The sequence below is a fragment of the Paenibacillus xylanexedens genome, assembly GCF_007680605.1.
Lineage (GTDB): Bacteria > Bacillota > Bacilli > Paenibacillales > Paenibacillaceae > Paenibacillus > Paenibacillus xylanexedens_B.
In genome coordinates, this window is the sequence record NZ_VEIO01000001.1 from 327606 (window position 1) to 349951 (window position 22346).

Genomic DNA, 22346 nt, shown 5'->3' on the forward strand with positions numbered 1-22346 from the left:
AACAAACAGTGCAACGCTTTAACTTTTTAGGGTGATAAAGGAATTTGATTGCTTAGAATGTAGTTTTCAGTGCATATTCCCCTTGAAGCAGTCAGGGAATACTGATATCATAGCGATAATATTTACTTCATATGTCAGTTAAGGATGGAAAGGGCGGGGGATTTTTTGACAAAGAGAGCGTATAACTTTAATGCAGGACCAGCGGCGCTGCCACTAGAAGTATTGGAGCGTGCTCAGGCGGAATTTGTAGATTTTCGTAATACAGGCATGTCGATTATGGAGATGTCTCACCGTGGGGCCGTGTACGAGTCCGTACATAATGAAGCTCAGGAGCGCTTATTGTCATTGCTGGGCAATCCAAAAGGCTATAAAGTCCTTTTCCTGCAAGGCGGTGCAAGCACACAGTTTGCAATGCTGCCGATGAATTTGCTTGGGGCGGGTCAAACTGCTGGTTACATTATGACAGGCAGCTGGGCCAAAAAGGCTCTGTCTGAAGCGAAGCTGATTGGAGAGACACAAATTGTAGCTTCTTCAGAATCCGATAAATTCATGAAATTACCGGATGTTTCGAATCTGAGTTTGCCTGAACGTACGGCTTATGTGCATATCACCTCAAACGAAACGATTGAAGGTACACAATTCAAAGCTTTCCCTGATACCGGTTCGGTACCACTCATTGCAGATATGTCCAGTGATATTTTCTGTAAACCGTTTGATCTGAATCAGTTTGGCATGATCTATGCAGGTGCACAGAAAAACCTCGGACCTTCCGGAATTACAGTTGTCATCGCGCGAGAGGAACTGGTGAGTGAATCACCGAAGACAATTCCGACGATGTTCCGTTACAGCACTCATGTAGATAACAATTCCCTGTACAATACACCGCCATCCTTCTCGGTATATATGGTGAACGAAGTGTTGAAATGGATTGAGGAACAAGGCGGTCTGGCTGGTGTGGAACAAAAAAATATCAAAAAAGCGGAGCTGCTTTACAACACGATTGATTCCTCGAATGATTTCTATCGTGGTTGCGTTGCATCAGAAGACCGCTCGTTGATGAATGTGACGTTCAGACTCGCTTCTGAGGAACTGGAGAAGAAATTCATTAAAGCTTCCGAGCAGGAAGGTTTTGTAGGTCTGAAGGGACATCGTAGCGTAGGGGGACTTCGTGCCTCCATCTACAATGCTGCACCATATGAGAGTGTTAAGGCACTTACCGACTTTATGAACCACTTCCAACAGGCAAACGGATAATCCTAAGAAAAGAACGCATGACCAAATATGGCAGAAGTGAAGCTTCGATAAGCTGTCCTACTGTTGTGGCAAAGCCTTCCGCATTGACGTGTGGAGGGCTTTTCTTTAAAATTAGAGGATTGTTGTATACATGAACATGAAATAAAAAGGAGATCAAACACATATGGCTTTACACATCGTCCTGGTTGAACCAGAGATTCCGGCTAATACGGGCAATATATCGCGGACTTGTGCGGCGACCGGTACCCATTTACATCTCGTGCGTCCTTTAGGATTTCGGACAGATGATGCAACCTTAAAACGTGCTGGGTTGGACTACTGGCATGCCGTTCATATTGAATATCATGATTCTTTTGACGAGGTTCAGCAGAAGTATCCGAACGGACGTTTTTTCTACGCAACAACGAAAGCGAAAAACCGATATTCCGATTTCGAATTTCAGGATGGAGATTTTCTTGTATTCGGTAAAGAAACGAAAGGACTCCCGCCTGAATTAATTGCTGCTAATCCAGAAACATGTATGAAGATGCCGATGAGCGGTGATGTCCGTTCATTAAACCTTTCCAATTCTGCAGCAATTATTGTATATGAAGCACTGCGTCAGCTAAATTTTCCAGGGCTGGATTAGTGAAATGCGTCTGAAAAGGCGGTTAGAATTCGCTAAAAAAACATTTTTCAAAAAAAAGGACAAAAAATGTTTATTTCCAGCAGGATTCGACAAAATTTTGGCGAATCTTTAGATATAGTACTAATGTACCTAGAAATTCAGAGTAAGATAGGAGAGGTGTGCCGTAGCTATGAAGCCAGCTGGAGTAGTTCGCAAAGTTGACCAATTGGGTAGGATCGTATTGCCTAAATCTTTGCGCAAAAGGTATCAAATGAATGAAGGAGATCCTGTAGAAATTTTAGTTCAAGGGGATCACATTATCTTGGAAAGATACCGTCCGAAATGTATTTTCTGCGGATCAATGGAAGATGTCAATGACTTTAAAGAGCGTTACATATGCGCACAATGCTTAGAAGAAATGACTCAGCTTTCATAAAAACAAGCAAAAAACACTATGGAGCATATAAACTCCATGGTGTTTTTGTTTTTTTATGGTTAACGTTGATAAGATGACACAGTGACTTGGAAGCTCGTTCTTCCACCCAGTGTCTATGTAAGCTAACAAATCATCCTTAGTTCACCTGATGTAGCACTGGCAAAATCTGATCCCATACAGCGTTCAGGATGCCTTGCATATTCTCCTCTTCACTGTTGATACTGATGACAGCCTCTTGGGAAGGCAAGATAATGCAAAATTGACCATAAGCTCCATCTGCTCGGTAAGCATCATGCGAACACATCCAGAACTGATAACCATAGCCTTTTCCCCAATCTCCATCGCCATTCGTTTCGATCTGCTTACGCGTAACGACTCTGATCCAATCTGCTGGAACGAGCTGTTTACCGTTCCAGCGACCTTCCTGAAGTAGAAACTGTCCAAAGCGGCATAGTTCTTCATTACTCAGCCAGAGACCCGCACATCCGAGGGTAATTCCGAGTGGAGAAGTCTCCCATTGGATGTCAACCATGCCTAGTGGTTCAAAGAGACGTGGAATGAGGTAATCTTTTACTGTTAGACCAACAGCCTCTTGCAACATGGCCGAAATCATAAATGTATCGCCGCTACTGTAAGTGAAATGTTCTCCTGGCAATCGATCCAATGATAAAGACATATAGTGTTTGGCCCAGTCCTTTTCCTCTAAAGAAGCGCGTTCGTCAGCCCAGAGAGGCGGGGAATCGTGGCCTGATGACATGCGAAGCAGATCCCTCAATGTGAGCTCTCGTGGAGAGGGCAGTTGTGATGGATTTTGCTGTGTTTGGTCATAAGGGAAGTAATCGCCCAATGTATTATCTAACTGAATAAGTCCTTCTTCAACGGCAAGTCCAACCGCCATACAGGTAAAGGATTTACTTATAGAATGTTGCACGCGCCTGCGATCTCCGTCCGAATGCCATTCATCCAGAAGTCGCCCGTTTTGTAGTACACGTACCGAGTGAACAAGAAGCTTCTCTTCTGTGATTGTGTCAATAAATCCTTTAAGTTGTTCGGCCATGATAACCCTCCAGTTTCAAGCGTTTACCTGAATAAATTCAGTCTGGTGAAACGTTTCCGTAATCTGATTGCAAAAGTAGAACTCATGTTAGTATATTCTTGGTTTGATGTCAATTCTGGTGTGATGATGATTGATTAAATCTGAAAATACTCGATATAAAAGTGCCTTTTGGATCAAAATTGGAACAATCAGGTCACTTTTTTGATAAAAAAACGCGAAAATTGTAAAAAGGTTATTGACAGGGTTTAGTCAACGGGATTATGATTTATTCGAAACGATTCGAAGAAATCGCTTCCAAGTAAAATGTTGATATTTAAACTCCAAGTAAATCAGTATTGATTGTTTTTGAAACGATTCGAGAGAATCGTTTCGATAACCAAAGGGTGAGTATGTAGGGGGAAGTAGCAGCACGCAAAGAAAGAGAAAAAGCAAACCGCAGTTAAAAGCAACAAAGATGAGAGGGGTTACGATCAATGGCGCATATTACGATCGAAACCGGATCGCCCACATTATGCATGAATACAAGCATACACGTGGTATCCAGTGACTCCGGAGAGACTTCAGGCGGTACACTATATCTGCTTCACGGGGCAGGAGACAACGCGAGTACCTGGCAACGTCTGACCACCATTGAGATGTATGCAGCCCAGTATGGTTGCACCGTCATCATGCCTGAAGCGAATCGCAGTTACTACACGGATATGGAATACGGCCTGAATTACTTCCACTACATCACGAAGGAACTGCCTGAACTATGTGAAAGGCTACTGAAGCTGAATTCTGACCCAGCCAAAACATATGTTGCCGGTTTGTCCATGGGCGGATATGGAGCGTTGAAATGCGGTCTGACCTATCCTGAGCAGTACAGCAAAGTGGCGTCTTTATCCGGTGTAACGAATATTCAGGCGCGGCTTCGTGATCCTCATATGCCGGAAGGCATGATCAAGGAAATGAAAGCGGTTTTTGGGGAACGGTTACAGGTAAAGGCTGATCAGGATATTTACGCATTGTCAGCCAGACTGCTGGAGCAGGGGGGAGCCATGCCGAAGATATTGAGTTGTTGCGGGGACCGTGATCCTTTCGTGGACATGAATCGGGACTACGCCGAGTATATGCAGGGAACTGCATTTGATTTTCGGTATGTAGAAACACCTGGCACGCATGAATGGCGATTTTGGGAACAGCATCTGAAAACGATGTTTGATTTTCTTTACAACGACAACACCATAGTAGAGTGAGGAGATGCAAATTGAAACCTGCAGCCGAAGGACCTAACAAAAAGCTGAAGGCAAACATGAGAGGCAAGTCGCTTTGGACTGAAATCTGGAAACACCGAATGACGTACACCCTGCTTATTCCGGGGATGGTCTGGTTGATCCTGTTTGCCTATATGCCGATGGGCGGCCTGTCACTGGCGTTCAAAGACTACAAGGCTAACCTTGGAATCTGGGGAAGTCCGTGGAGCGGATTTGAAAACTTCAAATACGTCTTCCGTGATCCGACCTTTATTGATGCCGTATGGCGGACGCTTTACATTAATATTTTGAAGCTGATTATTCAGTTCCCGTTCCCGATCATTCTCGCACTGCTGTTGAATGAGTTGCGGATGCGCAGAGGGAAGAAGTGGTTCCAGACCGTCCTGACATTCCCGCACTTCCTATCCTGGATCATCGTATCCGGCGTAGTCATCAACGTGCTTGCCTATGACGGACTAGTGAACAGTGCACTTGGATTACTTGGTTTGCCGACGATTAATTTCTTGGGTTCGGAATCCAACTTTGTTCCGATGTTACTGCTGACTGACATCTGGAAATCGAGCGGCTGGGGCGCAATTATCTTCCTGGCAGCAATCTCCGGTATCGATCAGGATCAATATGAATCTGCCCAGATCGATGGGGCATCCCGGCTGCAACAGATGTTTCGCATTACGTTGCCAAACATCATGCCAACGATTACGGTTATGTTTATTTTGTCGGTGGGCGGATTGATGTCCTCCGGTTTCGACCAGATTTTCAACTTGGCGAACGCCGCGACGAAAAATGTATCTGAAGTACTCGATGTATATATCTATCGGATTACGTTCCAGTCATCAACCGACTTTTCATTCTCGACAGCGGTCAGCTTGTTCCGTTCCCTGGTGAATATGGTGCTGCTGCTTCTGGCCGACAGATTTGCCAAGTGGCTTGGCGGAGACGGTTTGTTCCGATAAGAGAGGAGGAGAAGTGAGATGAGTAAAGCTGGAAGAAAGCCTAAGATTGGCACTGAACGAATGACCTTTCTGGATTACATGATATTTGCCGTTTTACTGGTGCTTGCGTTGATGATTCTGATTCCGTTCTGGAATGTCATTATGATCTCGTTTGCAACCCAAAAAGAGTATGCTGAAAATCCGTTCCTGATGTTCCCGAAAGAGTTCACGCTGGATTCATATAAAGCGCTGTTCGCTGATGGAAGCATCCTGTCGGGTTACAAAAATACATTGATCTTGCTGGTTATTGGTCTACCGCTCAGCTTGTTCCTGACAACAAGCATGGCTTACGGCCTGAGCCGCGGCAATTTCCCATTTAAAAAGTTTCTCTTTTTCCTGGTACTGTTCACCATGATCTTTAACGGAGGTATCGTTCCTCTGTATCTGATTATGAAATCACTGCATCTGACAGGCACGTTATGGTCCGTCATTCTGGCAGGAAGTTTCAGTGCCTTTAACATGATTCTGATGATGAACTACTTCTATACCTTGCCTGAATCGCTGATGGAATCCGCGAGACTTGATGGTGCAGGGGAGTGGAGGATTTTATTCTCCGTCGTTCTTCCGCTGGCAACGCCGATTATGGCAACCATTACACTCTTCTACGGGGTAGCCTACTGGAACAGCTGGTATGATGCGATGATCTTCCTGCGAAAAGCAGATCAGTTACCACTGCAAAACGTGCTAAGGAACATCATTGTAACGTCCACAACGAATGCATCCAATGCATCCAGTGTGGATGCGGTAAAACTGAGCAGCTTCTCTATGGGTATGAAAATGGCCGCAGTATTTGTAACTATGGTACCGATTATGTGTTTCTTCCCAATGCTGCAAAAGCACTTTGCCAAAGGGGTATTAACAGGGGCTATCAAGACCTGATATACACATAGGATTTCAATGCACAAGAAATTCGACTAAAAACATGGGGGTAAAAGCATGAAAACGGGCAAAAAGTTGTCAGTCAAATCGTTATTTGCGATCACACTCTGTCTCTTGATGTTGGTAGTATCCGCTTGTTCCAACAGCAGCAAAGGCTCAGATGGTGGGAACGAAAAGGATGCGGAAGGAAATTACAAAGATAACCTGACCATTTCCGTAGCGAATCTGACCGAAGTGAAAAACGGAAACATGGACAATGAGTTCCACAAATTCTGGGAAGACAAGTTTAACATCAAATGGGATTACAACTACATCGACTGGGATTCATGGGGTGAGAAGCTGCGCCTGTGGATTAACTCTGGTGACCTGCCGGATGTAGCCGTATGGAACTATGTACACGGCGATGCCATCAACAACATTGATCAAGGCTTGTTCTACAAGTTCCCGGATGATTGGAAAGAAAGATGGCCTAACGTTGCTGCGGCTTACAAGCTGACAGGTCTTGGCGACAAGCTAGAAGAATTGACAGGCGGTACGTATGTGCTTCCTAGACCTATTTATTTCGAAAACAAACCAGCTGATCCGCTGACCAACCAAATCGGTGTTATCGCTCTTCGTAAAGACTGGGCAAAAGCGGTTGGGTTTGAACTGAAAGATGCATACACAACTTCCGAATTGAATCAGTTTGCTGAACTGGTAAAAGAAAAAGACCCGGGTAAGGTGGGTAATAAACTGGTGCCATTGTCTTACAATGCTGCCGATGCAATGACAAACATGATCATGCCGAACAGTGTGCATGCGATGACAGACGTTCCTTTCTACAAAGGTGAAGATGGTAAGTTCCATTGGGGCCCGGCAGAACAGGAAACACTGACAGGTTTGAAATTGATGCAAAAAGCGTACAAGGATGGGTTGCTCAACCCAGAGTTCTACACTTGGAAAAACAATGAAGGACAAAACAACTTCAAAGTAACAGGTACTGCGGCTGTAACCAGTCTTGGTGGACTGGCTTCTTACAGACAAGGCCTGGATTCTGATATGAGAAAGAACCTTGGCGTTAACAGTGATGATCTTGTTCATACAGCGATCGTTCTTGGCGATGACGGTAAATACCGCAATATGGAGCAAGCGAACTTCTGGTCTGCTCTGATCTTCAACCCGAACATTAGTGATGAGAAATTCGAACGTATCATGGACTTGATCGATTACTCCGCAACCAAAGAAGGACAATTGCTGATCAACATGGGCTTCGAAGGCAAGGACTGGAAATACGATGACAACAAAGAGTTGGTAAACTTGTTGCCTGAAGGAACAACGCTGGAAGATAAGTATCCTGCGCGTTTCGAAGGACTGTACCTTCTGGGAGATGACTTCAGTGTCGTAAACCCTGCAATCAAAAAAGATTATCGTGACAGAGCAGTGGAACTGTTCCAAGAAAAAGCAAAACTAGGCACTGAAAGTAAATCACTGGCACCATACGACTGGGATGTTAACCTGTATGATTCCAAAGCGAAGAGTCAAGCATCTTTTGATTATCAAAACGAATATGCCAACTTGATCCTCAAAGGCGGAGACTTGGAAGCGAACTGGAAAGAGTGGGTTAACAGCAAAATGTCTCTGGTTCAGCCTTATCTGGACGAATTGAACGAAAAGTTCAAGTAAATGTAATGAAATGAAGAACAACATGGGGATGGCAGGAGCGTTCTGTCTCTCCGTGCGATTGAACCCGGTGCGCGGTCTCTCCCCGAACGCAGCCGGGTTCTTTCTTCAATTAAAAGGTAGTGGAGGATGGTTACGTGAATAATCAGCAGTTGATGGATTTAGTGAATCAGATGACGCTGGAGGAGAAAGTGGCACAGCTGTTACAGCTGACAGCCAACTTCTATGAAGGAACAGATACGCAGGGTCAGATTACAGGACCGATGGAAGAAATGGGCATTACAGAGCAATCCGTGAGAGCGAGCGGCTCCATTCTTGGCTTATCCGGTGCCCAAGCGATTATGGATGTGCAGCAGGCTTATTTGAAAAAAAGCCGTCTCGGCATCCCGCTATTATTTATGGCAGACGTGGTGCATGGTTTTAAAACGATCTTCCCGATCCCGCTGGCCATTGGCTGTTCATGGGATCTGGAACTCGCGGAGAAAAGTGCCGAGATTGCAGCGCGTGAATCCGCAGTATCCGGTTTACATGTCACTTTTGCACCGATGGTCGATCTGGTTCGTGATCCGCGCTGGGGGCGTGTGATGGAAACAACGGGTGAAGACCCGTATCTAAACAGTTTATTTGCTGCCGCTTTTGTGCGTGGTTACCAGGGAGACAGCCTGACGGATGAGCTGGATCGTCTTGCAGCCTGTGTAAAACACTTTGCCGCGTATGGTGCAGCGGAGGGTGGGCGTGATTACAATACGGTAGATATGTCAGAGCGTCAGCTCCGTGAATATTATCTGCCGGCATATAAGGCGGCACTGGATGCTGGTGTGGAGATGGTAATGACCTCATTCAATACCGTTGATGGTATTCCAGCCAGCGGGAATGAGAAGTTAATGCGTAATATTTTGCGTGACGAATGGGGCTTTGATGGCGTGCTGATCTCGGACTGGGCTTCCATTCGTGAGATGATTGCCCATGGTGCGGCCGAGGATGACCGGGAGGCGGCATATCGTGCGATTCGTGCGGGTGTAGATATGGAGATGATGACGCCATGTTACGTCAACCATTTGCCTGAACTGGTTCAAAAGGGTGAAGTGCAAGAGCACCTTGTGGATGAAGCGGTTTTGCGCATTTTGCAGCTCAAAGACAAGCTGGGTCTGTTCGATAACCCGTTCCGAGCTGCTGATCCGGAGCGTGAGCGCGAGATTGTTTTCTCCAAGGAACATCGCGAGGTATCACGAGAACTTGCTGCAAAGTCTGCGGTGCTGCTCAAAAATGACGGACAAGTCCTTCCGCTACAACCTGATGCTAGAGTTGCATTGATTGGACCTTTCGCTCAAAGCGAAGACATCCTCGGCTGGTGGTCTTGTGAAGGTGTCAAATCGGATGCGGTGAAGCTGGGAACAGCGTTGCAGGAGCGTCTACCGCAGGGTCAGGTTCTCTTGGCTCAGGGCTGTGATGTGCATACCATCACGGATGAGCAGATTGCCGCAGCGCTGGAAGCAGCAAGCCAGTCTGATATCATCGTGCTTGCACTGGGCGAAGCTTCCGAGATGAGTGGAGAAGGCGGCTCGCGGACAGATATTCGTTTGCCGGAAGCGCAATTACAGTTGGTAAAGGCGCTCAAGGCGGCAGGCAAACCGATCGCCAGTGTTATTTTCAATGGACGTCCACTTGATCTGAATGGGGTTATTGGCGAATCAGATGCTGTACTTGAAGCCTGGTTCCCCGGAAGCGAAGGGGGAGCAGCGATTGCGGATATTCTCACAGGAGCAGTGAATCCGTCCGCTCGACTTACCATGTCCTTCCCGCAATCGGTTGGCCAAGTTCCGGTATATTACAACCATTTCAATACAGGTCGCCCAATCAACCCGGAGAATACCGAGAATCGTTATGTTTCCCAATATATTGACAGTCCGAATGAACCGCTGTTCCCGTTTGGATACGGTCTTTCCTATACGTCATTTGCTTATGGAGAGGTTGAAGTGTCGGGACAGGAGATGACAGCAAACGATTCTCTGACGGTTCAGGTGAGTGTAACCAATACAGGGGATCGTGCTGGTGTAGAGACTGTGCAACTATACGTTCGGGATGTAAGCGGCGAAGTGGTTCGTCCGATGCGTGAGTTGAAAGATTATGTGAAACTATCCCTTGCACCGGGGGAAACGGGTACGGCTACATTTACATTAAATGAAGAACAATTGCGTTATCATCATGCTGATCTCAGCTATCGCAGTGATCGTGGAGAGTTTCGTGTGATGGTTGGACCAAACAGCAGAGATACTCAGAGCCAAACATTCAGACTTGTCTGAATCGTTTTATGCTGTAACGAATTTCCATACTTCTTATTTTTAGTTCAGGCCTTTCATTAGGAAAGGCCTGATCAACATAACAGAGGGGCGAAGAATATGGTCAGTATCAAGGATATCGCCAAAAAGGCGGGAGTTTCCATCTCGACCGTATCGTACGCGCTGAATGGAAGCAATAAAGTGACCGATGAGACCCGTTCTAAAATTTTGGTCATCGCCAAAGAGCTGAACTATGTTCCCAACGCGGCAGCCAGAACATTGAAAAAGAGAGAGTCACGAATTCTGGGTGTATTTCTCGCGGACTTCAGCGGTGATGTATACGGAGATTTGTTAACGGGTATGAAAGCAATATGTAATGCCCAAGGATATGATCTTATTGTCTGCAGCGGTAAACAGTCTCATCGGATGTTGCCGGAGCGAATGATTGACGGGGCGATTATTCTCGATCATACGTTTTCAAGTGAGGAACTTATGCAGTACGCTGATCGAGGACATAAAATTGTAGTGCTTGACCGTGAGTTGGAACATCGTAATATAAATCAGGTACTGCTTGATAACAAGGCTGGGGCCACACTGGCGATGGAATATTTGATTGAACACGGGCACAAAAAGATCTACGTGGTTACAGGTCCAGAAGGTTCGTTTGACTCTGTACAAAGGTTGAAGGCTGTAAGACAGGTTGCGGAGCGTCAGGCGGATGTGGAATGGATTGAAATCGTGGGAGATTTCGAGAAAAGCGGTGGGGAACGAGCTGCAGATCACATTATTCAGACGTATGCCGGACCGGCAGCTGTGTTTTGTCTTAATGATGAGATGGCTATCGGCTTATGTGATCGTCTTGCAGATAGTGAACTCGAGATTGGCAAACAGATTGATGTCATTGGCTTCGATCATATTGAACTTACCAACTACGTGCAACCCAAACTGGCAAGTATCGATTATTCGAAACGAAAGTGGGGGGCGCTTGCAGCTGAACAGTTAATTAAAATTATAGCTGGAGAACCTGTTGATCACGAGCGTATATATGTCACGTTGGTGGAAGGGGAGTCCGTAACCGGACCTAATTCGGCCCAAGTCAGGTTGCCCATCCCAAATGCTAACGAACGTGCAGTCAGCTATTAAGCAAGCTTTTCGTGTCTCCGCGGAGAGTTGTCAGGGAAAATCAATTGTTATAGCAAAAGACAAGCTTTGGAGGGAGAGAACGTCCTTTTAAAACTTGTCTTTTGCTGTATACAGAAATATGAAAAAAGCCTCTCCGAAGAGAGGCTTGCCTTACAATTACAGGCCTTTTGTTTTGTCTTGGTTGTAGGATGAAGTGAGGATGCCTGTGATGAATAGCGTTAATACAACTGCAATAATCCAGAATGTCAGTGAAAACGACATACACTTCGCACCTCCTGCACAAGCTCATTTACTTCTATTATAACCATATTCGTTAGAAAAGGAATGCCCTGTCCCATCATTTGTAAAATAAAAAGTGGGTAGGCACAGGTCTCAGATTGCCATCCGAAGGGTTATTGATAACCCGGTTATTCAGAATTAGCGATGAGGAACCACCGCCGTCGAGATTATAAGCGTCTACTACGCCAAGCTTAAGCAATCGGCCTTGCATCTCTTCGAGGGTGGCACCTGAGCTCCCGCTCTCGTTATAACCATCGACAACCATAATCAGTAATTGATCATCTTTGTAGTTACCAATGACGGTTCGTGGAGCACGCTTCGGCGACACCTTCCATTTGTCTGGAATAATCGTTTTCTGTCCATTTTTCATAAGGATGGGTACAAATGTCGCTCCAAATTGCGGGTGTAGGCGATCCAGGGAGCTTTTATCGAAAAACTTCCCTCCCACCAGTTTACCAGCATCGTTTAGCCCGACAAAGAACAGGTCTTTGAAGCTAGCCTGAAAACCGTTGATATACTTCCCATCCATGACGGTAGTGCTGAGGGGGTAGCGCTTGCCGCCGCTATCAGCAAATCCGCCAGCATTAATCCCGGCAATCGCTCCGCTCCGTTTCACGGCCTGCATTGTCGTTTCTGATCGCCCTAACTCACTATTTAAGGCCATCTTCATCGCGTTCGGATCTTTCAGCTTGATCTTCATGGCATATCCCTTGTATGTGCCTGGATTTACCCGATACAGTTCAATGGTGATCCGATCACTGTCTACACGATCGAAAGGAACGCCAAGTTTGGACGTAATACGCTTATTGTAGATGGTTTCCGGACGGGCGGCTTGAACTTTAGCCTTTTGTACAATGGTAGACATCGTACTGGTCGTTTTATTGTAAAGCAGGGTCGTTCTTTTAATAGAAGAAGAAGTTTGCACAGCAGCCTCTTTTGCTCCCGCAAGTTCCTTTCTGATTGTTTGGGTCTGAGAGGTTACCTGATCTTCTGGCAAGCTTGTAGGAATGATAGATCCTACTTCTAATTCAGGACGAAATAGCAACAAACATATGATCAATCCTATAAAAGGAGCGAGTGCAAGCATAAAAAAACGATTAACCTGTTTCGCGGGTGTAATCATTTGAGCAAGTCCATCTTTTTCTGGAGAGCTTCCAGTTGTTTCTTCACTTCGCTCAATTGCGTATACAATTTGTTGCTGTTGTCTGTTTTGTTGCTTGCATTGTCCTTGGTGAACGTCAGCAGTTCATTGAAGGACTGAACCTGTCCTTGCAATGCTGCAACTTCTGAAGAGATCGTTGTTAGTTGCTTTTCATAATCGTTTTTCAAAGCGTCAATCTGATGCTCGGTATGGACCTGAAGCTGGTTGATCATCTGTTGCTGGAGGTGGTTACTATAATAGTAGGTTCCAGTGACTCCTACTGCAATGAGAACAATCCACATGACCAGAAACCATTTAACGGATGATCTGATCTTGCCTTTGGCGCTCCGGGTGTGATGGATGTCAGAAGACGGGTCGGATAGTTTCATAACATCACTCCTGGTTCGATATATTAGATTAAAAAATTCCAATCCTCATTCTACCATGCTGCTATTGATTACGCAAAAATGAAATTCTTTAAATAATAGATCAAAAAGAGATTGCATCGGAAGGAAGTCCTAGGATACAATTTCTTATAGATGCAATAAGTAGGAACTTTGGGCAGGTTTTTCGACTTTTTTAGATAGAAATGCAGGAATTTTATACTAGGTTTTGATCATTTCATGTATGGAATGGGGCCCATCTTGCCTTTTCTACAGTAGAATACAGTCAGAAAACAGAGTTTTTGAGCGCTGAATCCTGTATTTTCCTTTTATTCGACATAATCCGACTTTAGCTTCATCTATACTCGGACTGTCGCATAAAGGATTTAGATGGAAAACAGAAGTCAATTGCCCAATACATAACAGGGGGAACCACAATGAAAAAAGTATGGCAGGTGGTCATCATAGATATCCACCCCACCAGCATGCTGGGAACAAAGTTAATCTTGGAAGAGCAGCAGGATCTGACGGTACGTGGTATGACTTCGACCGGAACGGAGGGTCTTGAACTGGTGAGCATGCACAAGCCTGATTTGATTCTCATGGATTATCGTCTGCCAGAAGGGCAGGCGGATCAGTACATCGCTCAAATCAAAGGGCTATCGAATGAGACACATATTATTATTCTGACAGATGAAGATAACGTAAAGTTGTTTCGTTACCTGATGAGCCTTGGTGCAAGCGGCATGTTATCCAAACAGGCTTCGCCAAGCCAATTGATTCATCTGATCTCCGGACTAAGGGAAGGCTACGTTTCAATACCAATGTCTTGGTTAAACAGTGAGGATTGGGGCCAACCCGCCGATTCACAGTCTGAAGAAGGTATAATTGAACTAACCGAGACAGAAACTTTTATTATGGAAAGAATTGTTCAAGGGGTAACCTATGATAAAATAGCGAGTGAGATCAATGTGAGTAGGCGCTCGATAGACAATTACTTGCGTAAAATCTATGTGAAGCTGGAAGTGAGCAGCAGAGCACAGGCCATCGAACGTTATGCCTTGTATGCAAGGCAATCCAAGACAGTGTCTTAAATATTGTCTCCGCTGGTCCTAATAGGTCAAAATAAAATTGGTCCTAGAGGTCAAAGTCAGAATGCCTCACTTCATTCGATAATTCAGGTATTCGTTCAGTTATATTTGGTACCCAGTCGGAATAGGTTGTAGGGCGGCTGCGAGAACAGTTTCGGATTAGGGATGAAGGGGGATCTATCATGAAATATTTCTTTGCTTCCCGTACCAACAGGCTTTTGTCTTCACCACTGAGGGATATACGTGAGATGTCTGGCAAGGAGTATTTCATTTCTCTCGCTGAAGAATTGCCCGCGGAGGAACTGTTTCCTTTTAAACTTTTGGAGGAAGCGGCGTTGTCCGTATTTAGTTCAGGACCTTCTGCATTGCAGTATGGTGAGCCAGGTGGTTATGCTCCATTAAGAGAATGGTTGAATAATGATTGGAATAAGCGCAAGGGTATCCGGACGGTCTCCAGTCAGATTTTGCTGACTACAGGCACCCAACAGGCAATCGATCTCGTGATGCGTCTGTTACTGGAGCCGGGAGACTCCGTACTTGTTGAACATCCGACTTCTCCTGGTTGTCTTGAAGTACTCGAAATGCAAGGAGCCACAATTGTACCTGTTATGGGAGATCAGGATGGCATTTTACCAGATTTATTGGAACAGCACATGCAGCAGGTGAGGCCGAAGCTGCTTTTTGCTGCACCCAGCTTTTCCAATCCCACGGGAATCTTGTGGAGCTTGGAACGACGAGAAGCTGTTCTTGATCTGTGCGCGCGTTACGGCGTGTTGCTTGTTGAGGATGATTCCTATGGTGAGTTGCATTTTGACGGTTTGGAGCCGGCTACCTTCTATCGCAGATATCCTTCACTCTTCGCATTGGACACTGCAGATCAAGGTGGACATGTCCTCTACATCGGGTCCTTCAGCAAAACAGTTGCACCTGCACTCCGCACAGGGTGGGCTGCGGGACATCCATCACTGATTCAGGCCATGGCCTCCGTCAAACGAATAGCGGATGGACAATCCAGTCCAATGAATCAGCGGCTACTGTACCAGTTGCTGGCTCAGTCGCCTTTTCGATGGAGCGATCACCTATCCATGCTGAACAGGGAATATAAAACAAGACTTAAATTGATGCTTGAGTTGTTGAAGAGACCTGGCTGGAAAGGATGTAGCTATAATATTCCTCAGGGTGGAATGTATTTATGGGTACAGTTGCCGGAAGGACTGAACAGCGAGGCGCTGCTTAAGGCAGCTTTATCAAAGGGCGTATCTTTTCTGCCCGGAACGTTATGCTCCACAGGAACACTTGATCAACAATATATTCGGTTAAACTTCAGCCGTCCCGGCCGGGATGAATTGTTGCTTGGCATGAATTTAATTAACGAAGCCATCTCAGAATTTACCGCCCGTAGCTAAAGGTAGAGCGATTTCATCCAGAGAATTTCAGATTAGTTTACAAATCATCTAGATTACCTTATTGCATCCACTAACATTTTTATATATAATATGAATTAATGAGTGGTCGACTTCTTAATTACGATGCAACAACGGTTGCGAGTCCGGGGTACACACTCATACATTTTAATCATTGGGGGAAATTTTAACATGTCTAACGTTCTTTTTATTAAAGCTAATGACCGCCCTGCGGATCAAGCAGTTAGTGTTCAATTGTACGATGCATTCCTGAGCGCATACAAAGAGTCCCACCCAGGTGATACCATCACTGAGCTGGACCTCTACAATACAGATCTTCCTTACTACGGCAACACTGTAATCACTGGTGGTTACAAAGCAGCTAACGGTATCGAAGCAACTCCAGAAGAGCAAAAAGCAGCAACACTGGCTGCACAATTGCAAGATCAATTCCTGGCAGCTGATAAAGTGGTATTTGCATTCCCACTGTGGAACTTCACTGTTCCAGCACCGTTGGTTAACTACATCTCTTACCTGAGCCAAGCAGGCAAAATGTTTAAATACACTGCTGAAGGCCCAGTAGGTCTTGTAGGCGACAAAAAAGTAGCATTGCTTAACGCACGTGGTAGCGTATATTCCGTAGAGCCTATGGCATCTGCTGAAATGTCCGTTCGTTATGTAACGAACGTACTTGGCTTCTGGGGCATCCAAAACCCTGAGGTTGTCGTTGTAGAAGGTCACAATGCTTCTCCTGATCGTTCCCAAGAGATCGTGGAAGCTGGCTTGAAATTGGCTAAAGAAGTTGCAGCAAGCTTCTAATCCGTTTCAATATGGAAAACGCCCGTCTCTCCGGAAGGAGATAACGGGCGTTTTTTTATGTTTTTGGCGAGCGAGAGCTTCCTGGCTATTTGGCTGGATCAAGGAGATAACGTTCAGCGACTTCGGCAACCTGGACAAGATCTTCCTGCGCCACATCCTTGGATTCAGTGGAGTTCACATGGATTGTCTTGATTAGATCATAATCAGTCCATGTGTCTGCCTCCCCGGCCGTCAGTTCCTGATCTTGCATCATAAGTGCATGTTCGGTTAATGCCTCCATCCCCTTGATGGTGAGCATATATTTTCCGCGGGACACACGTTCAAACCAGCCGTAATAGTTTTTCTGTAGGATGGCTGATGCTGTGCCTACACCTGTCTGACGGGCAAGTACCGCAGGAGAAGATTCACCACTGGACCTCAGCGCAGCGGCGACACGGATGGCCTTTTCCCGATAAGCCGTCATGAGCTTTCGGCCTGTACTCCCCCCGGTATTATAGTCTCCGCTTCGTTCATCAAATTCCTTCAACAGACGCTGGCGCCGTATCCCGGTCTTACGGGCTACCGGGATTGATCTACCAGCACCGGATATGACAGAGGGTTCGCATAATACGTCAATCAGAGGCGCTTTGGTTTTGTAAAAGGTGACCGTCAATAGCCCCAGACCGAGCTGACTGCACAGTGCTGATAGCTCGCTCCAGCGCTGATTCACCGCTCCGCGTTTACTTCGGTTTCGCTCCACAGCCAGATATACGAGCGGGCTGAGTTTTAGGCGTTGCATGCCTTGCAGTAGCAAAGACAGGTTAAACGTTTTTTTCATCTCCACAATAAGGGGATCCGTCTCATTAGCCTTGATGCCGACGAGGTCGCAGTGCTTAACCTCTGCCTTGATATTGAAGCCGCGCTGTTCAAAAAAAGTTTTGACAGGGGAATACAGCTCTGTTTCATATTGTACAGCCATGCTCTCCGCTCCTCTCCCGAAGTTCTTTGCCTGCCTTCGCTTGCGTTGTCCGGTTTCCTTCATTAGAACCTTCATTATAGCATATTCATGCTTTTTTTTCTGAGGCCACAAGATGTCTGATAGAACAGCATATGCGTAAAATTCAGGGTCAAGGTTTGAAAAAAAGAGGTCAACTTATCCAAGTTGCCGCATAGGTATGTAATACACTTTTCACATCCATACAAGACCATTGTAACAAGGGTAGCGGGACTAAGCCGGACCGCAGAAGGGTATTCAAGCAGGAGCTGCAACTCTATTGATTTCTTCATACCATTCGGAATGGTTGACAATCACACTAAAGGAGCCATGGGAGGTACCAAGCATGAATATTTTTGAACGCGTTGCGGAATATCGGGCAGAGAGTGACCGTTTGTCATGGAACGGAACATTTGAAGATTATATTGCGCTGCTGAGAGAGGACCCGACTCCGGCAATGACGGCTCACGCACGAGTGTATCAGATGATTGAATCGTTTGGGGTAGAAGAGGTGGGGGGACACAAACGGTACAAATTTTTCGAGCAGGAGATTTTCGGACTGGATCGTTCCATTGAAAAACTGGTGGAGGAGTATTTCCATTCGGCAGCACGTCGTTTGGATGTACGCAAACGGATCTTGCTTCTAATGGGACCGGTCAGCGGAGGTAAATCTACCCTGGTGACACTTCTGAAACGGGGATTGGAGCAATTTTCGCGTACAGAAAAAGGGGCAGTGTATGCGATTGAGGGATGCCCGATGCATGAGGAGCCGCTGCATCTTATTCCGCTGGAGCTTCGGCCTGATGTGGAGAAAGAGATCGGAGTGCGCATTGAAGGCAACCTGTGCCCTTCCTGCCAGATGAGACTTCGTACCGAGTATGGAGGGGACATCAGTAAAGTTCGGGTAGAACGTGTCATTATCTCAGAAGATAATCGGGTGGGTATTGGTACATTCAGTCCATCAGATCCGAAATCCCAGGACATTGCTGACCTTACAGGCAGTATAGATTTCTCCACCATTACCGAATTTGGATCGGAATCGGATCCACGGGCGTATCGTTTCGACGGGGAGTTAAATAAGGCCAACCGCGGTTTGATGGAGTTCCAGGAGATGCTGAAATGTGACGAAAAATTTCTGTGGAATCTGTTATCCCTGACACAGGAGGGCAACTTCAAAGCAGGACGGTTTGCGCTCATCAGTGCAGATGAAATGATTGTCGCACACACAAACGAATCGGAGTATAAGTCTTTTATCTCAAACAAGAAAAACGAGGCTTTACAGTCACGGATGATTGTAATGCCGATTCCGTATAACCTGAAGGTGTCGGAAGAAGAGAAAATTTACGCCAAGCTGATTCAGCAAAGTGATATGAAACATGTGCACATTGCTCCGCATGCGCTACGTACAGCGGCGATCTTTTCCATACTTACACGATTAAAGGAAACGAAAAAACAAGGCATGGATCTGGTGAAAAAAATGCGGATGTACGACGGCGAAGAGGTTGAAGGGTATAAAGAAGCCGATCTTCGAGAAATGCAAAATGAATATTTGGACGAGGGCATGTCCGGTATCGATCCGCGGTACGTCATTAACCGGATATCCAGCGCTTTGATTAAGCAAAACCTTCAGTGCATTAACGCGCTGGATATCCTGCGTGCGATTAAGGATGGGCTGGATCAGCATGCTTCGATCACTAAGGAAGAACGCGAGCGGTATTTGAACTTTATCGCGCTGGCACGTAAAGAGTATGATGAACTTGCGAAGAAGGAAGTGCAGAAAGCATTTGTATATTCGTTCGAAGAGTCAGCCAAAACGTTGTTTGAGAATTATCTGGATAACATTGAAGCGTTCTGCAACTGGTCTAAAATCCGTGATCCGCTAACAGATGAGGAGATGGACCCGGATGAGCGGCTGATGCGTTCCATTGAGGAGCAGATTGGTATCTCCGAGAATGCGAAGAAAGCGTTCAGGGAAGAGATTCTGATTCGGATCTCGGCATACTCCCGTAAGGAACGAAAGTTTGAATACAGTAGCCACGATCGTCTAAGGGAAGCCATTGAGAAAAAGCTGTTTGCTGATCTCAAGGACATCGTCAAGATTACGACGTCTACGAAAACACCGGATGCCACTCAATTGAAGCGCATGAATGAAGTCATCAAACGTCTTATCGAAGAGCATGGATATACAGCTGCAAGTGCCAATGAATTGTTAAGATACGTGGGAAGTTTGCTTAACCGTTAACCTGCAGCACCATTCCGAATTAGGTCCTGAAGATTTGTTGTGAGGCTCCTTCGCAACAGATTCAGGGCCTTTTTATATTAAAATGAACCAGTTAAAAACAATATTTGACAAATAAATATAATTAATCCCACATTAAATAGTTCTTAGGGTATATGTGTGTTTAGGTAGTTTAGTCTATAATCAATTAAAATTGTTTTAATTATTGGTTGAAAAGTGGATAAGGAGTTGATCCGATCGGATATGAGCAGCATTTCGGCAGAAAGGCAAAAACAACTGGATTATGTAGGGGTAACAGCCCAGGATTTGAAACTACTTGCCGATCATCGGCCTGTCTTCGAAAAAGTTGTTGAAGATGTGGTGGATCATTTCTACAAACATGTGGGGAAGTACCCAGAATTAACGGAGCTGATTGCCCGATTTTCCAATATTGAACGATTGAAGGAAACGCAGCGGATGTATTGGTTATCCATGACAGACGGCATCGTGGATGATGCATATATTGAACAGCGGATCACCATTGGATTGGTGCATTCACGGATTGGACTCACGAGCAACTACTATCTGGGTGCCTACATGGCTTACCTGGATATTGCCACAACCATATTTCAGCAACTCATTCCGGATTCCTGGCACTATGTCATCCATGCACTGAGCAAAATGTTCAATCTCGATTCACAGCTCGTTCTGGAAGCTTATGAAAAAAAAGAAAAAGAGCAGCTCCACCAGCTCGCTGCAGATCAGGATGATACACTTCAAGCGATTACTCAAATTACGCAGGAGCTTACCGGTATGATTACGGAATTAAATGAAAATGCATTGTCCATCTCCGCTGTAGCGAAGGAAACCGTCGTGTCTCAAGATCAGGCCAATGTGCTCTTGAAGGAATTAACCGAAGAGATGCAGCAGATCGAAAAAATGGGTGAACTGATTCGGGAAATTTCCGATCAAAGTCACCTTGTCGGCTTGAACGCTGCAATCGAAGCGGCACATGCCGGAGAGTTCGGACGCGGATTCGAAGTGGTCGCAAGTGAAGTGCGCAAGCTGGCGGCAAGCTCTAGAGATGCGCAAAGCAAAATCCAATCCAATCTGGATCAGATTATGGAGATTTTAGAAAGAGTGCAAAAAGAGTCTGATCGTACATCAAGCGGGGCGCAGAGTCAGGCTTCGCGTTCATCCGAACTTGCCGTTTTTGCGACAGCGATGGAGAGGCTTGCCACGGATTTGAGAAAACTGTAGACGTAATGTGAACCCCGGATATGCTTAGAACCTTCGATACCGTTTCTCGCTCTAATAAGCTATAATGGGTAGACAAACCTGCGGGTGTTATAGATCATATAGCCGGAGACAGGCGATTTAAAAAGAGGTCGAGGTGATTAGATGGCTTCTATCCATGATGTAGCCAAAGAAGCGGGAGTATCTGTTGCAACCGTTTCCAAAGTATTGAACGACTATCCGGACGTTAGCGAAAAAACACGTAAAAAAGTAAATATAGCCATCGAGCTATTAAAATATCAACCGAATGTGGTTGCTCGTGGACTGGTTAAACGCCGTTCATGGACAGTGGGGGTACTGCTTACCGTTCCGTTTACGAATCCGTTTGTATCGGAGTTACTTGAAGGGATCAAAACAGCCTTGGAAAATAGCGGTTATGATCTTGTTCGATTATCAACACGATTTGATGACCCTACATATTCTTTCATCAAGCATTGCCGCAGCCGAAATGTGGATGGTGTTGTTGTTTTCGGGGAAGGCCGGGAAAACAAAAGTATTCAGGAACTGGTTTCAGCAGAGATTCCAACGATGTTCATTGATACCGATCTGTTTGGCAAACGTGCAGGTTACATTACGACAGACAATGTAAATGGTGTTGCTATGGCAGTGAAGCATCTGTATGAACTAGGGCATCGTAAGATTGCCTACATTTCAGGTACGCTGGGACCTGCTGTTGCTAACCTTCGTTTAGACGGGTACAAGGAAGGGCTTCGTTTATGTGGTGTTCCTTATGCGACGATCTATCTGGAAGTCTGTGACTATTCATTTGATGGCGGTGCCAAGGCAGCTCGGCGTTTGCTGGCTCTTAGGGAACAACCTACAGGTATTATCTGTGCCTCGGATATGTCTGCTTTTGGTGCGATTCATGAGATTGAGAAACATGGTTTCAGTGTGCCGGAGGATATTTCAGTGGTCGGATTCGACAATACGTATTATGCTGAGGTGTTTAAGCCGGGTTTAACAACGGTGAATCAGAATATCTACACCATAGGTATTCGAGCGATTGAATATCTGATTGCGATGATTGAAAATCCAACCTATACACCTCCTGTCGTGACGGAACCATCGAATTTAATTGTTCGTCAGACGACAGCGCCAGTAAATGAAGTGTATCCGGAACTACCCGCACAGCCATAGGCTGTGCTTTTTTTGGTACCGAATAATACGTTATTACTACAGCG

General features: G+C 45.6%; 20 protein-coding genes. 16 read left to right on the forward strand and 4 right to left on the reverse strand.

Going from position 1 to position 22346, the window contains the following annotated elements; translation table 11 throughout:
• The first annotated feature begins 165 nt into the window (after positions 1–165).
• The 3 genes from serC (at position 166) to FS818_RS01710 (ending at position 2297) form a co-directional block, all read left to right on the forward strand.
• Positions 166–1254, forward strand: a complete 1089-nt coding sequence (gene serC / locus FS818_RS01700; protein ID WP_145329022.1) for a 3-phosphoserine/phosphohydroxythreonine transaminase — start codon at positions 166–168, stop codon at positions 1252–1254.
• Positions 1255–1417: 163 nt separating this feature from the next.
• The gene (gene trmL, locus FS818_RS01705; RefSeq protein WP_090919901.1) at positions 1418–1882 is read left to right on the forward strand and encodes a tRNA (uridine(34)/cytosine(34)/5-carboxymethylaminomethyluridine(34)-2'-O)-methyltransferase TrmL; all 465 of its coding nucleotides are present in this window, start codon (positions 1418–1420) and stop codon (positions 1880–1882) included.
• 169 nt (positions 1883–2051) lie between these two features.
• Positions 2052–2297, forward strand: a complete 246-nt coding sequence (locus tag FS818_RS01710; RefSeq protein WP_090919903.1) for an AbrB/MazE/SpoVT family DNA-binding domain-containing protein — start codon at positions 2052–2054, stop codon at positions 2295–2297.
• A gap of 136 nt (positions 2298–2433) precedes the next feature.
• Here the strand turns inward: FS818_RS01710 and FS818_RS01715 are convergent, their stop codons facing one another.
• A complete protein-coding gene (locus tag FS818_RS01715) occupies positions 2434–3354 on the reverse strand; it encodes a serine hydrolase domain-containing protein (protein WP_145329024.1) in 921 nt (306 codons plus the stop codon).
• 473 nt (positions 3355–3827) lie between these two features.
• Between FS818_RS01715 and FS818_RS01720 the strand changes: the two genes are divergently transcribed.
• From FS818_RS01720 to FS818_RS01745, 7 genes are all read left to right on the forward strand, one after another.
• Positions 3828–4592: an alpha/beta hydrolase gene (locus tag FS818_RS01720; RefSeq protein WP_145329026.1), complete on the forward strand. Its 765-nt coding sequence runs from the start codon at positions 3828–3830 to the stop codon at positions 4590–4592.
• An 11-nt stretch (positions 4593–4603) separates the two neighbouring features.
• Positions 4604–5563 carry an ABC transporter permease gene (locus tag FS818_RS01725; protein WP_145329028.1) on the forward strand — a complete coding sequence of 320 codons (960 nt, stop codon included), beginning with the start codon at positions 4604–4606 and terminating at the stop codon, positions 5561–5563.
• A gap of 18 nt (positions 5564–5581) precedes the next feature.
• Entirely contained in the window at positions 5582–6481 is a 900-nt protein-coding gene (locus FS818_RS01730; RefSeq protein WP_145329030.1) for a carbohydrate ABC transporter permease, read from the forward strand.
• 57 nt (positions 6482–6538) lie between these two features.
• Complete coding sequence (locus tag FS818_RS01735; RefSeq protein ID WP_145329032.1) at positions 6539–8143, forward strand: type 2 periplasmic-binding domain-containing protein; 1605 nt, start codon at positions 6539–6541, stop codon at positions 8141–8143.
• A gap of 10 nt (positions 8144–8153) precedes the next feature.
• Entirely contained in the window at positions 8154–8285 is a 132-nt protein-coding gene (locus FS818_RS29160) for a hypothetical protein (RefSeq protein ID WP_260984475.1), read from the forward strand.
• Between the two features lie 10 nt (positions 8286–8295).
• Positions 8296–10443, forward strand: coding sequence for a glycoside hydrolase family 3 N-terminal domain-containing protein (locus tag FS818_RS01740; RefSeq protein WP_186331608.1), 2148 nt, complete (start codon positions 8296–8298; stop codon positions 10441–10443).
• A 96-nt stretch (positions 10444–10539) separates the two neighbouring features.
• Complete coding sequence (locus FS818_RS01745; protein WP_145329036.1) at positions 10540–11562, forward strand: LacI family DNA-binding transcriptional regulator; 1023 nt, start codon at positions 10540–10542, stop codon at positions 11560–11562.
• 337 nt (positions 11563–11899) lie between these two features.
• On the opposite strand, the gene FS818_RS01750 is transcribed toward FS818_RS01745, so the two are convergent.
• Positions 11900–12964 (reverse strand): phosphodiester glycosidase family protein, encoded by a 1065-nt coding sequence (locus FS818_RS01750; RefSeq protein WP_145329038.1) that lies wholly within the window; start codon positions 12962–12964, stop codon positions 11900–11902.
• On the reverse strand, positions 12961–13371 hold the full coding sequence (locus FS818_RS01755) for a metallophosphoesterase family protein (protein ID WP_145329040.1): 411 nt from the start codon (positions 13369–13371) through the stop codon (positions 12961–12963). The genes FS818_RS01750 and FS818_RS01755 overlap by 4 nt, the downstream gene beginning before the upstream one ends.
• Before the next feature lie 431 nt (positions 13372–13802).
• Between FS818_RS01755 and FS818_RS01760 the strand changes: the two genes are divergently transcribed.
• The 3 genes from FS818_RS01760 to FS818_RS01770 all read left to right on the forward strand — a co-directional run bounded on the left by FS818_RS01760 (position 13803) and on the right by FS818_RS01770 (position 16678).
• Entirely contained in the window at positions 13803–14459 is a 657-nt protein-coding gene (locus tag FS818_RS01760; protein WP_145329042.1) for a response regulator transcription factor, read from the forward strand.
• A gap of 179 nt (positions 14460–14638) precedes the next feature.
• Positions 14639–15862: an aminotransferase-like domain-containing protein gene (locus FS818_RS01765; RefSeq protein WP_145329044.1), complete on the forward strand. Its 1224-nt coding sequence runs from the start codon at positions 14639–14641 to the stop codon at positions 15860–15862.
• A 123-nt stretch (positions 15863–15985) separates the two neighbouring features.
• Positions 15986–16678 (forward strand): FMN-dependent NADH-azoreductase, encoded by a 693-nt coding sequence (locus FS818_RS01770; RefSeq protein ID WP_397351705.1) that lies wholly within the window; start codon positions 15986–15988, stop codon positions 16676–16678.
• An 85-nt stretch (positions 16679–16763) separates the two neighbouring features.
• On the opposite strand, the gene FS818_RS01775 is transcribed toward FS818_RS01770, so the two are convergent.
• A complete protein-coding gene (locus FS818_RS01775) occupies positions 16764–17636 on the reverse strand; it encodes a DUF2161 domain-containing phosphodiesterase (RefSeq protein ID WP_145329046.1) in 873 nt (290 codons plus the stop codon).
• Positions 17637–17997: 361 nt separating this feature from the next.
• On the opposite strand from FS818_RS01775, the gene FS818_RS01780 reads away from it, so the two are divergent.
• The 3 genes from FS818_RS01780 to FS818_RS01790 all read left to right on the forward strand — a co-directional run bounded on the left by FS818_RS01780 (position 17998) and on the right by FS818_RS01790 (position 22302).
• Positions 17998–19893 carry a PrkA family serine protein kinase gene (locus FS818_RS01780; RefSeq protein ID WP_145329048.1) on the forward strand — a complete coding sequence of 632 codons (1896 nt, stop codon included), beginning with the start codon at positions 17998–18000 and terminating at the stop codon, positions 19891–19893.
• Between the two features lie 240 nt (positions 19894–20133).
• Complete coding sequence (locus FS818_RS01785; RefSeq protein WP_145329050.1) at positions 20134–21129, forward strand: globin-coupled sensor protein; 996 nt, start codon at positions 20134–20136, stop codon at positions 21127–21129.
• 141 nt (positions 21130–21270) lie between these two features.
• A complete protein-coding gene (locus tag FS818_RS01790; protein ID WP_145329052.1) occupies positions 21271–22302 on the forward strand; it encodes a LacI family DNA-binding transcriptional regulator in 1032 nt (343 codons plus the stop codon).
• Positions 22303–22346 lie beyond the last annotated feature (44 nt).

Coding starts and splice junctions, on each gene's coding strand:
- FS818_RS01745 (WP_145329036.1), top strand. CDS start 10,540: ATGGTCAGTATCAAGGATATCGCCAAAAAGGCGGGAGTTTCCATCTCG.
- FS818_RS01750 (WP_145329038.1), bottom strand. CDS start 12,964: ATGATTACACCCGCGAAACAGGTTAATCGTTTTTTTATGCTTGCACTC.
- trmL (WP_090919901.1), top strand. CDS start 1,418: ATGGCTTTACACATCGTCCTGGTTGAACCAGAGATTCCGGCTAATACG.
- FS818_RS01790 (WP_145329052.1), top strand. CDS start 21,271: ATGGCTTCTATCCATGATGTAGCCAAAGAAGCGGGAGTATCTGTTGCA.
- FS818_RS01735 (WP_145329032.1), top strand. CDS start 6,539: ATGAAAACGGGCAAAAAGTTGTCAGTCAAATCGTTATTTGCGATCACA.
- FS818_RS01780 (WP_145329048.1), top strand. CDS start 17,998: ATGAATATTTTTGAACGCGTTGCGGAATATCGGGCAGAGAGTGACCGT.
- FS818_RS01770 (WP_397351705.1), top strand. CDS start 15,986: ATGCAACAACGGTTGCGAGTCCGGGGTACACACTCATACATTTTAATC.
- FS818_RS01715 (WP_145329024.1), bottom strand. CDS start 3,354: ATGGCCGAACAACTTAAAGGATTTATTGACACAATCACAGAAGAGAAG.
- FS818_RS01765 (WP_145329044.1), top strand. CDS start 14,639: ATGAAATATTTCTTTGCTTCCCGTACCAACAGGCTTTTGTCTTCACCA.
- FS818_RS01785 (WP_145329050.1), top strand. CDS start 20,134: ATGAGCAGCATTTCGGCAGAAAGGCAAAAACAACTGGATTATGTAGGG.
- FS818_RS01720 (WP_145329026.1), top strand. CDS start 3,828: ATGGCGCATATTACGATCGAAACCGGATCGCCCACATTATGCATGAAT.
- FS818_RS01775 (WP_145329046.1), bottom strand. CDS start 17,636: ATGGCTGTACAATATGAAACAGAGCTGTATTCCCCTGTCAAAACTTTT.
- FS818_RS01740 (WP_186331608.1), top strand. CDS start 8,296: ATGGATTTAGTGAATCAGATGACGCTGGAGGAGAAAGTGGCACAGCTG.
- FS818_RS01755 (WP_145329040.1), bottom strand. CDS start 13,371: ATGAAACTATCCGACCCGTCTTCTGACATCCATCACACCCGGAGCGCC.
- FS818_RS29160 (WP_260984475.1), top strand. CDS start 8,154: ATGAAGAACAACATGGGGATGGCAGGAGCGTTCTGTCTCTCCGTGCGA.
- FS818_RS01730 (WP_145329030.1), top strand. CDS start 5,582: ATGAGTAAAGCTGGAAGAAAGCCTAAGATTGGCACTGAACGAATGACC.
- FS818_RS01760 (WP_145329042.1), top strand. CDS start 13,803: ATGAAAAAAGTATGGCAGGTGGTCATCATAGATATCCACCCCACCAGC.
- FS818_RS01710 (WP_090919903.1), top strand. CDS start 2,052: ATGAAGCCAGCTGGAGTAGTTCGCAAAGTTGACCAATTGGGTAGGATC.